Consider the following 15,852-nt stretch of genomic DNA (forward strand, 5'->3'; position numbering starts at 1 on the left):
CGGGGGCCAGGGAATGAGTCACGGCGGCGGACACAAGTGGGGCATGGTGATCGACCTCGACCGGTGCACCGGCTGCAATGCCTGCATGGTCGCCTGCAGCGCCGAGAACAATGTCCCGATTACCTCCGAGGATCAGGCCGGCAAGGGACGCCTGATGCACTGGATCCGCGTCAATCGCTACTGGCAGAGCGGCTGGCCCGAGCCCGAATCGGTCCACATTCCCGTCACCTGCATGCATTGCCAGAAGGCGCCGTGCGAGCCGGTCTGCCCGGTCTACGCGACCTACCACAACGAAGAGAACCTCAACGCGATGGTCTACAACCGCTGCGTCGGTACCCGATACTGCGCCAACAACTGCCCCTACTCCGTCCGCGTCTTCAACTGGTTCGACCACAAGTGGGAGGGCCCGTTCGACGAGCAGCTCAACCCCGACCTCTCCGTCCGGACGCGCGGCGTGATGGAAAAATGCACCTTCTGCATCCAGCGGATCCGGCGCGCCAGGGAGCAGGCCTCTGGCGAAGGTCGCCCGCTCCGCGACGGAGAAGCCGTCCCCGCCTGCGTCCAGACCTGCCCGCCGGGGGCGCTTGTCTTCGGCGATCTCAACGACCCCGACAGCGCGGTGTCCCGCCAGATCAAGGACCTGCGGCGTTTCCGGCTGATGGAGCACCTGGGAACCGAGCCGAGCGTGACCTACCTCAAACGGGTCAAGGGAGGAGGCGCGTGAACACGCGCGACGCACTCGAGAAGTCCGACCGGTCGCGCCTGTACGAGGAGCTCTCGCGCAACAGCGAGGTCACGACCTGGAAGTGGTTTGCCGCCGTCCTGGGCTTCGGGGGCGTCTTCCTGTTCGCGCTCGGCGTCGCCGTCTACATGATGCTGACCGGCGTCGGCGTCACGGGCCTTTGCCGCCCGGTCTTCTGGGGCGTGATGATCATCCTGTTCGTCTTCTGGATCGGGGTGTCGCACTCGGGCACGCTCATCTCGGCCATCCTTCGGGTCGTCGGCGCCAGCTGGCGGGCGCCCGTCCTGCGCGGCGCCGAGGCGATGACCGTCTTCGCCCTCATGGTCGGCGGTCTCTTTCCCCTCCTCCACCTGGGCCGCAACTGGCGTTTCTACTATCTGATCCCCTACCCCAGCGAGCGGGGGCTCTGGCCCAATTTCCGGTCGCCGCTTCTCTGGGACGCCGTGGCGATCAACACCTACCTGATCGGGAGCATCGCGTTCCTCTACGTCGGGATGATCCCCGACCTGGCGCTCGCCCGCGACCGCACCACCGGCTGGCGGAAGAAGCTCTTCACCGTGCTTGCCGCAGGCTTCCGGGGCGAGCACGAGGAATGGCGGCGCTACCACGTCGTCTCGACGCTGTTCGCGCTGCTCATCATCCCGGTCGCCATTTCGGTCCACTCGATCGTCAGCTGGGACTTCGCGATGGCCAAGGTGCCCGGCTGGCACAGCACCATCTTCGCCCCTTATTTCGTCGTGGGCGCCATCTACTCCGGCATTGCCGGCGTCATTACGGTCATGGCCGTCCTCCGGCGCGTCTTCCGGCTTGATCGGGTACTGACCGTGCAGCACTTCGACAACCTGGGACGCCTCCTGCTGATGATGACGATGCTGTGGGGCTACTTCTACTTCTCCGAGTTCCTCACGATCTGGTACGGCCGCGGTCCCGAGGAATGGTCGGTCCTCTCCTCCTACGGGAAGCATTTCCTTCCGCTGTTTATGACTATGCTCGCCTGCAACTTCCTCATCCCCTTCCCCCTGCTCTGCATCGGAAAGGTGCGCCGCAGCGTTCCCGCCCTCGTCTCGATCGCCCTCATCGTCAACGTGGGGATGTGGGCCGAGCGGGCGCTGATCATCGTCCCGTCGCTCGCCCGGCGGAACGACCCGTTCATCTGGCACAACTACTTCCCGACCTGGGTCGAGTTCTCCTACATCGCCGGGTCGCTCTCCCTCTTCTGCCTGCTCTACGTCCTCTTCTCGAAGCTGTTTCCGATTGTCGCGATCAGCGACATCAAGGAGCAGCTGTTCCGCACCAGCGCGCGGTCGATCGGAAGCGCCGAGGTTTCGTCGATCGTCCACGCCGAAGACGAGGCGGAAACGCTTGCGGCGCGCACGAGCGACCAGGGGATCGTCGTCCTGGGCCTGTTCCCCGACGTCGCGGCAGCGGCGCGGGGCAGCGCAGGGCTCCAGGCCATGCCGCTGGCTCGAGAGCGCATCACGACGCTTTCCTGTGTCCCGCTTCCGCCCGGGGCCGTCGTCGATAACCGTGGTTCGATCCGCTTCCCGTGGGTCGTCCTCGCCGGGTGGCTGGCCGGGGCTATCGGGGGGCTCGCGCTGTCCGTGCTCACGTATCTCGACTACCCGCTGATCACCGGCGGCAAGGCGATCATCTCCGTCCCGCCGACCATCATCGTCACCTACGAGGTCGCGATGCTCGGCGCGCTTGTGACCACCCTGGTCGCCGGCTTCTTCTCGATGCGACTCCGGCCGTTCCGTCGGTCGAAGCGGATCTCCGACCCGGCGATCCACGACGGCATGATTGCCGTCTGCGGTTTGGTCGAGCCGGGTCCCCAGGAGACGATGGCGACCGAAGCACTGCGCAGCGCCGGCGCGACCGGGATCCGAAGCGAGGGGGGAATGTTGTGAGCGCAGACCGCCCGCCCCTCATCCTCGCGCTGGCACTGGCGCTCGCGCTCTTGCTTCCGGCCTGCGAGAAGATCGACCGCAACATGTGGGAAAGCCCGGCCTTCGGCCCCCAGTCGCCCCCGGTCCGCACCCCGCCGGAGGGCTCCGTCCCGACCAAGGGGCTGGTCCGCGAGCCGGATATGGCGGAGGCCTCCGCGATGAAAAGCCCAGTCGCGGGTAGCGAGGCCGAGGTCGCGAAGGGGAAGGAGCTTTACGGGATCTTCTGCGTCCCGTGCCACGGCGAATCGGGCCGGGGCGATGGCCTCGTCGGAAAGAAATACCGGCCGGCGCCCGAAAACATCGGGCCGGGCGGCGTCGCGGGCGGGATGCCCGACGGCACGATCTACGCGGTCATCACCCGCGGCACCGACGCGATGCCGGCGTTCGGCGTCGACATCCCCCCGAAAGATCGCTGGCTGGTCGTCACTTATGTCCGTAGACTCGGGAAGTAGCACCCCGACAGGAAGAGGCGATGGATAACGAAGGACGGCGAAGATTTCTCGGGATCTGCCTCGGCGCCCTGGCAACGGCAGGCGCCGCGGCGGCCGCCTGGCCGGTCCTGCGCTTCCTGTCGCCCCGGGCCGGGGCTGGATCCGCCGCCAAGGTGACGATCCCGGAGAAGGAGCTGCCCGAAGGGGAGGCGAAGTTCTTCGAGTTCGCCGGCGCCTCCGCGGTGCTGATCCGGAAACGGGACGGGGAGGTCGCAGCCTACTCCGCGGTCTGTACCCACCTCGGATGCATCGTCCAGTGGCAGAAGGACCGGCAAGAGTTCCTCTGCCCGTGCCACGCCGGCCGCTTCTCCTCGGCCGGGGAAGTGCTCGGGGGACCGCCGCCGAAGCCGCTCGTGCGGCTTCCCTTCACGGTTGCCGGCGGCAACATCACGGTCGGGTAAGGCGAGAGGAGGGCCATGTCCATGCTCGACCGGGTGATCGACTGGCTCGACGTCCGCATCGGCGTCCGCGAACTCGCGAAGGAATGGGGATCCGGCTATCTCCTCCCGCGCAACATCAACTTCTGGTACTCGATGGGCAGCATCCTGCTGTTCATCTTCCTCCTGCAGGTCGTGACGGGTATCCTCCTGCTGATCCACTATGTGCCCGATTCCGAAAAGGCGTTCGCCAGCGTGGCCGTCATCATGAACGACGTGCCCTACGGCTGGCTGATCCGGATGATCCACGCCGTCGGATCGAACATGATGGTGGCGATCGCCCTCCTCCACATGTTCTCGGTGTTGTTCATGGGCAGCTACAAGGCGCCGCGCGAGATCAACTGGCTCTCCGGCTTCCTCCTGCTGAACCTGATCCTGGCGCTCTGCCTCACCGGCTACCTGTTGCCCTGGAGCCAGCTCTCCTTCTGGGCCACGACGGTCGCCACCAACAGCGCCGGCGCCATCCCGTACGTCGGGCCGACGCTGGTCGAATTCCTGCGCGGCGGCAAGCTGGTCGGCCCCCCGACGCTGGGACGCTTCTTCGCCCTCCACGTGGCGCTGCTGCCCGCCCTGGTCGTCGTGCTTGTCGGCATCCACTTCTTCTTCCTCGAGCGGATCGGCATCTCGACGCCCCCGTTCGGGCACCAGGGCAAGAAGACCCCCTGGCGGGGCGACGCTTTCCGCTACGACGCGCATCCGGGCGGCATTCCGTTCATCCCGAATTACCTTCTGCAGGATCTCACCTCGATCGCGATCTACCTGGCGGTCTTCCTGTCCGTCGTCTTCTTCGATCCCTACCTCTTCTTCCCGAAGGAAGCGTTCGTCCCGGCCAATCCCTACCTGACGCCGGCGCACATCAAGCCCGAGTGGTACTTCCTGCCCAACTACCAGATGCTCAAGATCTTCTCGAACGAGTTCGTCGGCATCGCGGCTCAAGGGATTGCGATGACGCTGCTCGCGCTCCTCCCCTTCCTCGACCGCGGCAAGGAGCGGCACCCGCTGAAACGGCCGCTTTTTTTGGCCTGCTCCATCGGCGGGATCCTCCTGTGGCTCGGGCTGATGATCTGGGGGCACTTCTCATGAGGACCAGCCCGGTGGGAAGGCTGCGGCTGCGCATCCCGATCGGTGCGCTTCTTTTCGCTGCGTTGGCGGCGTGCCTACCGCGCGTCACGGCGGCTCAGGAACCGCCCGAGATCGTCTGCATCCAATGCCATTCCCGGCAGGCAGGGAAAATCGGCGAGCCGGTTGGCTTGTGGCGGCAGAGCGTGCACGCCGAGAACGGCATCGCGTGCAACGGGTGCCACGGCGGCGACCCGAAGGGCGCCGATGCCGAAAGCGCGATGAGCCCGGCGCGCGGCTTCCTGGGCGCCCCGAAAGAGACCGACATCCCGGCGTTCTGCGGCAAGTGCCACGTCGGCGTGCTGAAGGACTACCTCGCCAGCGCGCACGGCCAGGCGCTGGGCAGCGGCGGGCCAACCTGCGTCACCTGCCATGGCAACCACAAGGTGCTGCGGGCCTCGCTCGATCTGATCAACGAAAAGGACTGCAGCCGCTGCCACGGATTCGACCGCGCCCGGATCATCCGCGACGCGATGGTCAAGACCGAGAGCCGGATCGTCGCACTGGACAAACGGATTCAGACCTACAAGGATCAGGGCGCCGATGTCGACCGGATCGAGAAAGGGCTCTTCGCCATCCGTAATCGCTTCCACACGCTGTTCCACGACCAGGATGTCGACAAGGTGTGGGAGGAATCGGTCCGCATCGACGCCGAGTTGGGAAAACTCGACGGAGCGCTGAAGGCCATGGACGAGACGCAGCACAGGCGGAAAACCGCCGGCGCGGTCGCGATCGCCGGCGCGCTCCTCGCGGCGGCGCTGCTCTACCTGATCCGGAAGAGCTACGATTGATGCGGGCGTCCGGGGGAAGCCCCCCGACTTCCGCCCCCGGAATCGCCCGCAATCATGCCTCGCCGGCTTACCTGGCAGTGAACGTCGTGCAGTCGGCGTGGCCCATGTGCATTCCTACGTTGATCGATGACGCTGCGCATTCGAATCCCTTGTTGTGCAGGCATGCTTCGACCTTGCATGCCCCCACCCCCCCGGTCATGTCGGGCACCCCGCCCTTTTTCGCCGCCTGGAAATAGGTGTCGCACGCAGCGCACTTCTCGGGACCGCCGACCGTAATGGCGAGTGCGTGGCATTGATTCCTCTGGTTGAACGAGCATTCGGAGACGGCACAACCCGCAATACCAGGCATCTTCATGGTCATGGAAAGCTCCTTTCCGTTGTTGCCGGCCCGGTTGCCGGCTCGGTTATCGGCACGACGTTCGCGCCCGGCGATATCCCGTGAGCCACGGGATTCAGCAAGGCGTCTCGGGGATCGATCCTGAGTGGCACGATCAAGGCAATATCGTTGGAAACGATTCAAGAAGTATTCCCGGAGTCCAAGTCCAGCCGAAAGCCGAACGGCCCTCTACTTTCGGAGCGGCGCATTCGCTCGTGCGAAATGCATTCTCCTCGACGGACAATTTATTGCCTATTATTCCCGCCCGGACGGTTCTTCGTAGGCGATCGTCCGGACGATTCCGATCGACTGTCCGTTGTCGCCGGTCACGAGGGCGTCGCTGACCCCCGACAGCTTCCGTGCCCCGGCGGACGCCAGGAACTCGTTCACCTGGCGGTCGAGCTCGGACAACTCCTCGATGGTGTGGAAAATCCGGATCTGCGACGTGAACGTCTTCACCTTCAACATTGTTTCGCCCTCCCCTTTTCCTTCGACCTCAGCCTGGCTCCGACACCCGGTTAGATGCCATTCCATCCGGAAAACGATTCCGGCCTTTCTCAGGCGATGCAGAGGTCGGCAATGAGGGCGATCAGCAGGAAAGCCAGATAGAAGATGGAGGCCAGGAACGCGGCGGCGTGGCGCGACGAGCGGACGGAATAGACGTAGCAGGCGGCCAGGAACATCAGGCCGTCGATCACGGCGAAGACGGCAAACGCCCCGGAGGCGGCCCCGAGCAGCCACAACCCGAGCGAGGCGGGGATCAGCGCCGTCGCGTACAGGAAGATCAGCGCCCGGGTGTAGCGCCCCCCGAAAACCACGGGCAGCACCGGGATACCGGCAGCGCGGTAGTCGTCCCGGCACTTGAGGGCGAGCGTCCAGAAATGGGGCGGCTGCCACAGCAGCATCACGGCGAAGAGCACCAGCGCGTCGGCCCGAAGCGTCCCGGCGACCGCGGCGTATCCGATCAGCACCGGCAGGGCGCCGGGGATGCCTCCGGGAATTGCGCCGAACGGCGAACGGCGCTTGAGCCAGAGCGTGTAGACCACCGTGTAGGAAAGCACCCCGGCCGCGATCAGCGACGCCGTCAGCGCGTCGAGGCGGAACAGAGCCAACGCGAGCGCGGCCGCGACGATAAGGCACGCCGTGGCAAACACCCCCCGCTCTCCGAAATGCGCCAAGGCGGCCGACCGTCGCGCGAGCCGCCCCATCCGGCGGTCGGGTGCGGCGTCGAGCACGCCGTTGATCGCGGCGGCGCCGACCGCGGCCATCACCAGCGCACCCAGGCCCGCGACCGCCGTTCCAGCCGGAGGCGCCCCTCGGGCGGCCAGCGCCATCCCCGCGTAGCCGGCCAGCGCCGAGGCGGCGACGATCCCGGGCTTGGCGAGCAGCAGCGCCGATTTCAGGCCGCCCGCTTCAGCAATCCGGGCTCCCGCCTTCGCGCAGTCCCCGAGCGTTTCGGGCGATTCGCCGCAGGGGCGTCCGGCCGTCGTGTCGCCTGCCGTCATGGAGCGCCCTCCGCCGCGGCGGCCCTGGCCCACATCTTCCCGACGAGGACGATCATTCCCAGAGCCACGGCGAGATGGACAGCGGCAATCGCGGGAACCAGGTGCGAGAGCACCACCGCCACGCCGATGGCGATCTGGAGCAGGCAAACCGCCAGCAGCGCGAGGGCGTCCTCCCGGTACGGGTCGAGCCGGTCGTCGACGCGCGTCATGATGCACAGGACGGCCGTCGTCAGGAACACCAGGTAGCCGGCCAGCCGGTGGACGAACTGGATGAACGGCTTCCCGCTGGAAATGGCCGGCAGCCAGCTTCCGGCGCAGGTGGGAAAATCGGTGCATGCGAGCCCCGAGTCGGAGTGGCGCACGAACGCCCCGAGCACGAGCTGGATAAACAGGAGCGCGCCGATGCCGAAGAACAGGCCCGCAAGGCCGCGGACCGACAGGCGCGGCACCCGTGCGACCCCGTCGAAGGCGGCCATGTAGCAGACGAGCAGGAAGACCGACAGCCCGATCGCGAAATGGATCGTGGTGAAATCGGCCGGCAGCTCGAGCAACACCACGACGCCGCCGAGCACGATTTCGACGGCGATAAGCGCGAGCGCGCCCACGGGCACGGCACGCGCCCTCCCGGCATAGCTCCGGAAACGGATCCTCGCGAGCAGCACCAGCGAGAGCGTCGCGGCGATGGCGATCAGGCGGTGCCCGAACTCCATCCAGGTATCGAGGTGCCCCGGGGGAATCACCCGGCCGTGGCAGAGCGGCCAGTCGGGACAGCCGAGCCCCGCCTCCATCCCCGCCACGAGATTGCCCCAGATCAGGAGCAGAAAAAACAATCCGACCGCAACGCGTCCGATCATGCAGGAACCTCCCGGGTCCGTCTACTTTCTGAACAGCGTGTCCGACAGCGTGCCGAAGATGATGAGCGCGAGAAACAGGAGCGGCGCCAGCGCGAACGCACGGACCAGCGCGCTTTCCCGCCGGAGATGCATAAAGTAAAGCCCGACGAGCGCCGCCTTGGCGGATGCGATCGCGAGCGCCACGATCGCGTTGCCCACCCCGAGCCGCAGGTAGGAGACGCCCATCGTCAGGCCGGTCAGGACGACCAGGGAGGCCCAGACGATCAGGTATGTCCGGTATTCCTTCATCCGCTATCGCCTCACCCGATCAGGTACAGGAGCGGGAACAGGTAGATCCAGACCACGTCGACGAAATGCCAGTAGAGCCCCGCGACCTCGACCGGGGTGTGATACCCCGCGTCGAATTTTCCCTTGGCCGCCAGCCAGAGCAGCCCCGAGAATACCGCGAGGCCTGCCGCAATGTGAAAAGCGTGCAGGGCGGTCATCACGAAGTAGAGGGAGAAAAACAGGTCGGTTCCGGGGAACTCGCGGCGGGCGAAGTGCTCCGAGTACTCGATCGCCTTGATGCCCAGGAACCCCGCCCCCAACAGCAGCGTCAGCCCCAGGAAGACCTTGAGCATCCGGATCTTCCCTTCTCGGATCGCCGCCAGGCCGAGCGCCACGGTGAGGCTGCTGCAGATGAGGACGACGGTATTGGCCGCGCCGAGCATCCGGTTCAGCTTCAACGAACCGGCATGGAACAGCGCGGGATCCTGCATCCGGAAGACGGTGTAGGCGGTGAACAACCCGCCGAAGAGCAGCACCTCGGTGGCGAGGAAAAGCCAGATGCCCAGCCGGGCGGTCTCGGGGCCGCCCGCCGTGTGCGCCGCTTCAGCCCCCCCAAGTTCATGCATCCCCCGCCCCCTTCCGGCCGAAGCTGTACGGCCATTCGGTCACGGTCGGGATCACTTCGAAATTTTCGACGGGTGGCGGGGACGCGGTCTGCCATTCCAGCGTCAACGCGCCCCACGGGTTGCCGGGAGCGGCTTCGCCCCGGTACAAGCTGCGCGTGAAGTTCCAGACCATGACGATGATTCCGGCCGCGAGTACCCAGGAGCCGACCGTCGCAATGATGTGCATCGTCTGGTACTGCACCGGGTATTCGGCCCACCGCCTCGGCATCCCCTTGTACCCCAGGATGAACATGGTGAAGAAGGTGACGTTGAACCCGATGAGGATGAGGACGGCGGCCCGCCTCGCAAGCTTCTCGCTCAGCATTCGTCCGGTCATCTTCGGGAACCAGTAGTGGAGGCCGGCGAGCCAGCCCATCACCGTGCCCCCCATCATCGTGTAGTGGAAGTGCGCGACCACGAAGTAGGTGTCGTGCAGCTGCACGTTGGTGCCGAGCGACCCGAGGAACGGGCCCGTCAGCCCTCCGATGATGAACAGGAAGATGAACATCAGGGCGTAAAGCATGGGCGACTCGAACGAGATCGAGCCTCGGTAGAGCGTCGCAATCCAGTTGAACACCTTGACGCCGGTCGGCACCGCCACGGAGAAGGTCAGGAGCGAGAAGATGACCGCCGCGACGCTGGACATGCCGCTGACGAACATATGGTGTCCCCAGACGAGGAAGCCCGCCAGGGCGATGGCCATCGACGAATAGGCGATCGCCTTGTACCCGAAGATCGGCTTGCGGGAGAACACCGGGATGATCTCGGAGATGATCCCCATCGCGGGCAGGATCATAACGTAGACGACCGGGTGCGAGTAGAACCAGAAAAAGTGCTGAAAAAGGAGCGGGTCGCCTCCCTTGGCCGGGTCGAAGAAGCCGACGCCGAACAGCCGCTCGGCCGCCAGCAGGATGAAGGTCATGCCGATGACCGGCGTCGCCAGCACCTGGATGACGCTGGTGGCGTACATCCCCCAGATGAAGAGGGGCATCCGCGACCAGGTCATCCCCGGCGCCCGCTGCGTGTGGATCGTGATGATGAAGTTGAGGCCGGTGAGGATCGACGACATCCCGACGAGGAACAGGCCGAAGGAGAGCAGCGTCACCGCCGCCCCGGACTTCGCGGAATAGGGCGTATAGAAGGTCCAGCCGGTATCCATCGGCCGCACGAGCGAGGCGATCACCACGACGATGCCCGCGAGGAAGATCCAGTAGCCTGCCAGGTTGAGGCGGGGGAACGCCACGTCGTGCGCGCCGACCATCATGGGGATGAAGAAGTTGCCGAGCGCCGAAGGGATTGCGGGAATGATGAACAGGAAAATCATCAGCGCCCCGTGCAGCGTGAAGAATACATTGTAGGTCTTGTCGGAGACGAAGCCGGGCCCGGGGGTCATCAGCTTCAGCCGAAGCAGTTCGGCGAACAGCCCCCCGACCAGGAAGAAGAACATCGTGGTGTAGAGGTACATCACCCCGATCCGCTTGTGATCGAGGGAGAACGCCCAAGAGCGCAACCCGGTCTCGGCCAGGTAGCCGCGCCCGGTTCCCGACGCTCCGGAGATGCCGTCCGCCATGGGTCTCCTCCTCACCCTCCATTGGACTTCATCACGGGCTCGAACGATTCGGGCAACCTCTTCCGGCCTACTTGACCGTCTTCAGCCAGGCGATGATCTCGGCGATCTCGTCTTCCTTCAGCGTTCCCTTGTAGGTCGGCATCACGGGGTCGAATCCCTTGACGACCTTCGCGGTCGGGTCGAGGATCGATTCGCGGAAGTAGCTCTCGTCGGCGATCAGGGCCGAGCCGTCGGACATCTCGACCTTTCGGCCGTAGAGTCCCTTGAAGGTAGGGCCGATCCGGTCGACGCCGTCGACGCCGTGGCAGCCGAGGCAGCCGTACCGCTCGACGAGCCCCTTGCCCTTCATCCAGGGCGGCGCGAGATCCGGCTTGCGCTCCCCGGCCACCCACCGCCGGTAATCCGCCGCGTCCATCACGATCATCTTTGCACGCATCGTGGAGTGGCCGGTGCCGCAATATTGCGTGCAGTAGATGTCGAAGCTGCCGGCCTTCTCGGGCTGGACCCACAGGTCGGTGTAGCGGCCCGGCACGATGTCCTGCTTGATGCGAAAAGCGGGAAGGTAGAAACCGTGCAGGACGTCCGAGGAGGTCAGGACGAACCGGACCGGCTTGCCCAGCGGCACCCGCACCTCGTTGATCGACGAGCGACCGTCGGAATACCGGAACTCGTATAGCCACTGGCGCGCGACGACGTTGATGTCGGCGGCCCCCGCCGGTGCGGTCCGGATGTCGCGGAAGACGATCCACCCGTAGGCGAAGATCGCCAGCACCAGGGCGGACGGAATCACCACCCAGAGCGTCTCGAGCAGACGGTTGCCGGTGATGTACGGCGTCGACTCCCCTTCGTTCCCCTTCCGGCGCCGGTACCGCCAGGCGAACCAGATCAGCGTCCCTTGCGTCAGGAAGAAGAAAATAAGCGCGATGACGACGATGAACAGGAAGACGGAATCGATCCGCCCCGCAACCCGGGACACGCCGACCGCGTCGCTGGGATACGGCGTCACGGCGTACGCCCCTTCTTCCGGTCGGCCCGCCACAGCGCCGAGAGCAGGGCGGCGAAAAGCAGCAGCACCAGCGCGCCCCCGATCTTCATGACGTTGACGGCGATCAGGGCGTACTTTCGACCGACGGGATCGTAATGGTAGCAGTAGAGCAGGACGCGGTTGAGCACCGGACTGCCGATCTTTCCGTCCGCCGCTTCGATCAGCGCCAGCTTGAGGTCCTGCGGCCGGATCTCGAGGTCGTAGAGGTAGCGCGATACCTTGCCGTCGGGCGTCAGGACGACGGCCACCGTCGGATGAGCGAAATTGTTCTTCCCGAGCCGGGTATATCGCACGCCGACCGCGTGTGCCAGGCGATCGATCGCAGGCGCTTTTCCGGAAAGGAACGGCCAGCGCAGCGGCAGCCCGTCGATTCCCGGGAGCATCCCGTACGTCTCGCGGGACTTGGCACGGGCCATTTCGATGGTCTCTTCCGGGTCGATGCTGACGGTCACGATGCGGTAATCGCGCCCGAGCGACAGACCGCCAAGCCGCTTGACCGTTCCGGTGAGGTTGCGGAACGTGAGCGGGCACAGCATCGGGCAGGCGTAGTAGTTCAGCGTGAGCAGCACCGGGGTGGCGCCGGGGAAGAAGTCGGCCAGGCGGACCGGCTTCCCGTCGGCATCCGCGAAGGGCAGGTCGAGCGGCACCTTCCCGCCCGGGCGCTCGTCGACGCCTACTTCGGGCAGGCCGGTGTCGGCCTCGGTATGGGCCAGCGCCGGCAACTGGGCCCCGACCAGCGCAGCCAGAAGCAGCGCCGCCAGAAACAGCGACCTGGCGCGGCGCCCGGTCACTTCAGGGGCGGGGCCGGACGCTCGCCGCTGCGCGCGGACAGGTCGAGCAGTTCGAGCATCTCGCGAAGGTTCTTCGACAGGTACCAGCGCCCGTTTCCGAATACTCCGTAATCGGCCCCGGCCATGGCCGAGGCGAAGCGGGTTGAGTTCGCGTAGAAAAGCCACTGCTCGACCCAGCGCTTCTCGATCGGCTCGTCGAACGGGCTCCCCTTCCGGCCGGGCCCCTTTGCGACGCCCTTGTCCCAGGCCGACAGCAGCACCTGCGTGGCGGCCAGCGTCATCTCGTTGGTGCCCCGAACCGTCTCCTCGAACCGGGCATACTGCCCGTTCACCCAGTCGGCCGCGTGGCACGCACGGCAGATCTTCTGCATGACGGCGCTACGCTTCGCCTGCTCCCCGGCGTCGATCAGTGAGGCCGACACCGGCTCTCCGGTCAGCTCGGTCGGGAGCGGGAGCCCGCCCTTGTTGCGGATCGTGCTCGTGTCGGGCGAGACGGGGTGCGGGTGAGCGTAGGGAAGGCCGAAGATGCGCCAGCCGAGCCGGTCGTTCATCCGGTGGCTCCGCTCGGCGACGACGCTCCCCTCGCCGGAGACGACGAGGCTCACGTGACAGGCGGCGCAGGTGGGGGCGGAAAAGTCTTTGCCCACTTGCCACGGGACATCCTTGAAGTTCCACTCCTTGCCCAGCGAAAGGTAGATGTTGCCGTGCTTGCTCGCCTCGTAGACGGGGTAGGCAGGGACGTCGGGGCCCTTGTGACACTCGGCGCACGTGTACGGCTTGCGCGCCATCTCGATCGAGAAGCGGTGGCGGGTATGGCACGAGGCGCAGGAGCCCAGGCTGCCGTCGGGGTTGACCCGCCCGACGCCCACGTTCGGCCATCCGGAGAGCGTCGGGAACACCATCTCGCCCATCGACGTCACCCGGGTTTGGCGCCCCACGACCTTGATCTCGGTCCCGTGGCAGTAGTAACAAGACTCGGCGCCGACGTTGTCGGTCGGGGCGTGCGGGGAAAGCTTCCCTTCCGAGAAGGTCTGCACGCCGTTGACGGAACCGACGAGGTCCTGGTAGAGGGCGTTGTTGTGCAGGTTCCCGAAGGCGTGGGACATGAGGTTCTCGCGATATTGGGCGCGCTCGACCGGGTGGCAGCGGGCGCAGTCCTCGGGGGAAACGACGACGTGGACCCGGTGGCCGTTGTGCTCGAAGGTGTCGGCGTGCTTCGCCGAATCGGCCGTGTGGCACTCGGCGCAGCCGACCACGACCCGCGCGAGATCCCCCGGAATTTCGGTCGCGGAAACCCGGCGGGAAAGCCGCTCGGCCTTGAGCCCATCGGCCGGCGTGACGACGGAATGCCGGCTGCGGCGCCAGTCCTCGACGATCCCCGGAGTCACGGACTCGTGGCACCCGATGCATTCGGCGGTCGCCTCGCTGACGGGCGGATCGGCGGCGAACAGGGGGAGACGGCTCGGCGGAAGGACCAGCAGCGCAAGGACGGGTACGACCAGGCGGACACGTCTCATGGGACTCCTCCGTCGGCGGATCTTGGCAACGCACCCATGGTACGCCACGCGGAGGGGCGACTCAACCCATGGACTCCCACGCCGTAATGGCGGCCAGCACCTCCTCGCCGGAGCGTGCTGCGATCAGTTTCCGCATCAACTCCCGGTTGCGGACGGCGCGGCTGATCAACCCGAGGATCCTCACCTGGATCGCAGGGTCGGACAGGGGCGTCAAGATCAGGAATACGACCTCGACCGGCGCATCGGTCGAGACGTCGGAGATCCCGCCATGGGTCAGCCCGACTGCGACCACGGGGCGCGTAAGCTTTTCCAGCCGCGCATGCGGAAAGGCGACGCCCTCGTTGATGAACGTCGTTCCGAGCGCTTCCCGTTCCAGGACGGTATCGAGAATCGCCGCCGGATCGCCCGCGGCGCCGCCTTCTGCCGCAACGTCGACCAGCATCCGGAGGACGAGCGCCTTTTGAACCGGCTGGTTCCAGATCACGACACGCCGGGGGGTCAGGAGGTCGCCCACCTGGGGCTCTTCGGCCCGGGCCTCGGGGACCGGGACCGCCCCGGCGGGGATTGCCGGGGACGCCCGGGGAACGGGCGGAGGCGACTTCGCCACGGGGGCCCGGGTGTCCAGGACGACGATGGTCAAGCCCGAGGCCGCGTGGAGCAGCCGCTCGACCGCGCTTTTTTCCCCCCGGATCCGTTTCCACCAGGGCCGGATCCTCGGGCTGCCGACCACGAGCGTCCCCGCGCGATACTCCTTCGCGAAGCGGAGAAGCGTGTCGACGATATCCTCCCCCTTGTAGGTGAACACCATCGCGCCCAGCTGTTTCGCCAGCGTCAGCGTCCCGGAGAGCATCCGCTGCGTTTGGGAGTCGATGACGGTCGGCGCCTCCGACGGCGTCTGTACGTAGACCGCGTACCAGTTCCGGTTGAGTCGGCCGGCCAGCCGGGAGGCATACCGGAGCAGCATCTCGCTGTTGGGTCCGCGCGAGGAGAGCGCCACCATCACCTGGTCCGGGGAGGCTCCGGCTTCGGACTCGGTCGTCTCCCGACGCTTCAGGTCGATGTGCGAGGCGAGCTCGCGCAGCGTGAGCTCGCGAAGGTTCTCGAGGTTGGCCCCCGTGAAGAAATTTCCGAGCGCCGTCTGGACGCGGTCGGCCGGGTAGATCTTCCCTTCCTCGAGCCGCTTCCGGAGATCCTCGGTGGAGAGGTCGACGTTGACGATCTGGTCGGCTTCCGCCACGACGGTATCGGGGATCCGCTCGCGGATCCGGACGTGGATCTCCCGCTCGACCGTGTCGTAGAGGCTTTCGAGGTGCTGGATGTTCAGCGTCGTGATGACGTGGATGCCGGCATCGAGGATGTCCTGGACGTCCTGGTAGCGCTTGGGATTCAGGCTCCCGGGCACGTTCGTGTGCGCCAGCTCGTCGATGAGGGCGACCTGCGGCTTTCGCGCGAGCACCGCGTCGCGATCCATCTCCTCGAGGACCACTCCCCGGTACTCCTGCTTCCGGCGGGAAACGACCTCCAGCCCGTCCACCAGCGCCGACGTCTCCCGGCGCCCGTGCGCCTCGACGAATCCGACGACGACATCGATGCCTTCGTCCCGGAGACGATGTCCCTCCAGCAGCATCTGGTACGTCTTGCCGACGCCCGCCCCGTAGCCGAGATAGATCTTCAGCCGCCCGCGCCCGGAGCGGCGGATCATCCTCAGAAAAGTGCCGGTGCGGTCATCGGCCATG

17 protein-coding genes are annotated in these 15,852 nt (G+C 66.2%); 6 read left to right on the forward strand and 11 right to left on the reverse strand.

Features of this window, described 5'->3' with window-relative positions:
- Positions 1-13: 13 nt before the first annotated feature.
- The 6 genes from VGK27_08215 to VGK27_08240 are packed head-to-tail and all read left to right on the forward strand — an operon-like array spanning position 14 to position 5,526.
- The gene (locus VGK27_08215) at positions 14-724 is read left to right on the forward strand and encodes a 4Fe-4S dicluster domain-containing protein (protein HEY3490087.1); all 711 of its coding nucleotides are present in this window, start codon (positions 14-16) and stop codon (positions 722-724) included.
- Positions 721-2,649, forward strand: coding sequence for an NrfD/PsrC family molybdoenzyme membrane anchor subunit (gene nrfD / locus VGK27_08220; protein HEY3490088.1), 1,929 nt, complete (start codon positions 721-723; stop codon positions 2,647-2,649). Before VGK27_08215 ends, nrfD begins: the two co-directional genes overlap by 4 nt.
- Entirely contained in the window at positions 2,646-3,140 is a 495-nt protein-coding gene (locus VGK27_08225) for a cytochrome c (GenBank protein HEY3490089.1), read from the forward strand. Before nrfD ends, VGK27_08225 begins: the two co-directional genes overlap by 4 nt.
- A 20-nt stretch (positions 3,141-3,160) precedes the next feature.
- Positions 3,161-3,580, forward strand: a complete 420-nt coding sequence (locus tag VGK27_08230; GenBank protein HEY3490090.1) for a ubiquinol-cytochrome c reductase iron-sulfur subunit — start codon at positions 3,161-3,163, stop codon at positions 3,578-3,580.
- A gap of 15 nt (positions 3,581-3,595) precedes the next feature.
- Complete coding sequence (locus VGK27_08235; GenBank protein HEY3490091.1) at positions 3,596-4,699, forward strand: cytochrome bc complex cytochrome b subunit; 1,104 nt, start codon at positions 3,596-3,598, stop codon at positions 4,697-4,699.
- Positions 4,696-5,526 (forward strand): hypothetical protein, encoded by an 831-nt coding sequence (locus VGK27_08240; protein ID HEY3490092.1) that lies wholly within the window; start codon positions 4,696-4,698, stop codon positions 5,524-5,526. Before VGK27_08235 ends, VGK27_08240 begins: the two co-directional genes overlap by 4 nt.
- A gap of 67 nt (positions 5,527-5,593) precedes the next feature.
- Here VGK27_08240 and VGK27_08245 read toward each other — a convergent pair whose 3' ends face one another.
- From VGK27_08245 to VGK27_08295, 11 genes are all read right to left on the reverse strand, one after another.
- On the reverse strand, positions 5,594-5,887 hold the full coding sequence (locus VGK27_08245; protein ID HEY3490093.1) for a DUF1540 domain-containing protein: 294 nt from the start codon (positions 5,885-5,887) through the stop codon (positions 5,594-5,596).
- 270 nt (positions 5,888-6,157) lie between these two features.
- Complete coding sequence (locus tag VGK27_08250) at positions 6,158-6,370, reverse strand: hypothetical protein (protein ID HEY3490094.1); 213 nt, start codon at positions 6,368-6,370, stop codon at positions 6,158-6,160.
- A gap of 89 nt (positions 6,371-6,459) precedes the next feature.
- Positions 6,460-7,407 (reverse strand): heme o synthase, encoded by a 948-nt coding sequence (gene cyoE / locus VGK27_08255; GenBank protein HEY3490095.1) that lies wholly within the window; start codon positions 7,405-7,407, stop codon positions 6,460-6,462.
- Positions 7,404-8,261: a COX15/CtaA family protein gene (locus tag VGK27_08260; GenBank protein HEY3490096.1), complete on the reverse strand. Its 858-nt coding sequence runs from the start codon at positions 8,259-8,261 to the stop codon at positions 7,404-7,406. The genes cyoE and VGK27_08260 overlap by 4 nt, the downstream gene beginning before the upstream one ends.
- A gap of 21 nt (positions 8,262-8,282) precedes the next feature.
- Positions 8,283-8,549, reverse strand: a complete 267-nt coding sequence (locus VGK27_08265; protein ID HEY3490097.1) for a cytochrome C oxidase subunit IV family protein — start codon at positions 8,547-8,549, stop codon at positions 8,283-8,285.
- 11 nt (positions 8,550-8,560) lie between these two features.
- Positions 8,561-9,154, reverse strand: a complete 594-nt coding sequence (locus VGK27_08270) for a cytochrome c oxidase subunit 3 (protein HEY3490098.1) — start codon at positions 9,152-9,154, stop codon at positions 8,561-8,563.
- Positions 9,147-10,763, reverse strand: a complete 1,617-nt coding sequence (gene ctaD / locus VGK27_08275; protein ID HEY3490099.1) for a cytochrome c oxidase subunit I — start codon at positions 10,761-10,763, stop codon at positions 9,147-9,149. The genes VGK27_08270 and ctaD overlap by 8 nt, the downstream gene beginning before the upstream one ends.
- A 67-nt stretch (positions 10,764-10,830) precedes the next feature.
- Complete coding sequence (gene coxB / locus VGK27_08280; protein HEY3490100.1) at positions 10,831-11,769, reverse strand: cytochrome c oxidase subunit II; 939 nt, start codon at positions 11,767-11,769, stop codon at positions 10,831-10,833.
- Entirely contained in the window at positions 11,766-12,599 is an 834-nt protein-coding gene (locus VGK27_08285) for an SCO family protein (protein ID HEY3490101.1), read from the reverse strand. The genes coxB and VGK27_08285 overlap by 4 nt, the downstream gene beginning before the upstream one ends.
- A complete protein-coding gene (locus tag VGK27_08290; GenBank protein HEY3490102.1) occupies positions 12,596-14,116 on the reverse strand; it encodes a multiheme c-type cytochrome in 1,521 nt (506 codons plus the stop codon). Before VGK27_08290 ends, VGK27_08285 begins: the two co-directional genes overlap by 4 nt.
- 61 nt (positions 14,117-14,177) lie before the next feature.
- Positions 14,178-15,851, reverse strand: coding sequence for a PTS sugar transporter subunit IIA (locus VGK27_08295; protein HEY3490103.1), 1,674 nt, complete (start codon positions 15,849-15,851; stop codon positions 14,178-14,180).
- Position 15,852: the final 1 nt, after the last annotated feature.

The sequence above is a fragment of the Candidatus Deferrimicrobiaceae bacterium genome (genome assembly GCA_036504035.1).
Lineage (GTDB): Bacteria > Desulfobacterota > Deferrimicrobia > Deferrimicrobiales > Deferrimicrobiaceae > JANXPS01.

Excerpts from the sequence above, each read along its gene's own strand:
- VGK27_08215 (HEY3490087.1), top strand. The coding sequence starts at position 14 with ATGAGTCACGGCGGCGGACACAAGTGGGGCATGGTGATCGACCTCGAC.
- VGK27_08230 (HEY3490090.1), top strand. The coding sequence starts at position 3,161 with ATGGATAACGAAGGACGGCGAAGATTTCTCGGGATCTGCCTCGGCGCC.
- VGK27_08245 (HEY3490093.1), bottom strand. The coding sequence starts at position 5,887 with ATGACCATGAAGATGCCTGGTATTGCGGGTTGTGCCGTCTCCGAATGC.
- VGK27_08260 (HEY3490096.1), bottom strand. The coding sequence starts at position 8,261 with ATGATCGGACGCGTTGCGGTCGGATTGTTTTTTCTGCTCCTGATCTGG.
- VGK27_08290 (HEY3490102.1), bottom strand. The coding sequence starts at position 14,116 with ATGAGACGTGTCCGCCTGGTCGTACCCGTCCTTGCGCTGCTGGTCCTT.
- VGK27_08265 (HEY3490097.1), bottom strand. The coding sequence starts at position 8,549 with ATGAAGGAATACCGGACATACCTGATCGTCTGGGCCTCCCTGGTCGTC.
- VGK27_08270 (HEY3490098.1), bottom strand. The coding sequence starts at position 9,154 with ATGCATGAACTTGGGGGGGCTGAAGCGGCGCACACGGCGGGCGGCCCC.
- VGK27_08250 (HEY3490094.1), bottom strand. The coding sequence starts at position 6,370 with ATGTTGAAGGTGAAGACGTTCACGTCGCAGATCCGGATTTTCCACACC.
- VGK27_08235 (HEY3490091.1), top strand. The coding sequence starts at position 3,596 with ATGTCCATGCTCGACCGGGTGATCGACTGGCTCGACGTCCGCATCGGC.
- VGK27_08240 (HEY3490092.1), top strand. The coding sequence starts at position 4,696 with ATGAGGACCAGCCCGGTGGGAAGGCTGCGGCTGCGCATCCCGATCGGT.
- cyoE (HEY3490095.1), bottom strand. The coding sequence starts at position 7,407 with ATGACGGCAGGCGACACGACGGCCGGACGCCCCTGCGGCGAATCGCCC.
- VGK27_08295 (HEY3490103.1), bottom strand. The coding sequence starts at position 15,851 with ATGGCCGATGACCGCACCGGCACTTTTCTGAGGATGATCCGCCGCTCC.
- ctaD (HEY3490099.1), bottom strand. The coding sequence starts at position 10,763 with ATGGCGGACGGCATCTCCGGAGCGTCGGGAACCGGGCGCGGCTACCTG.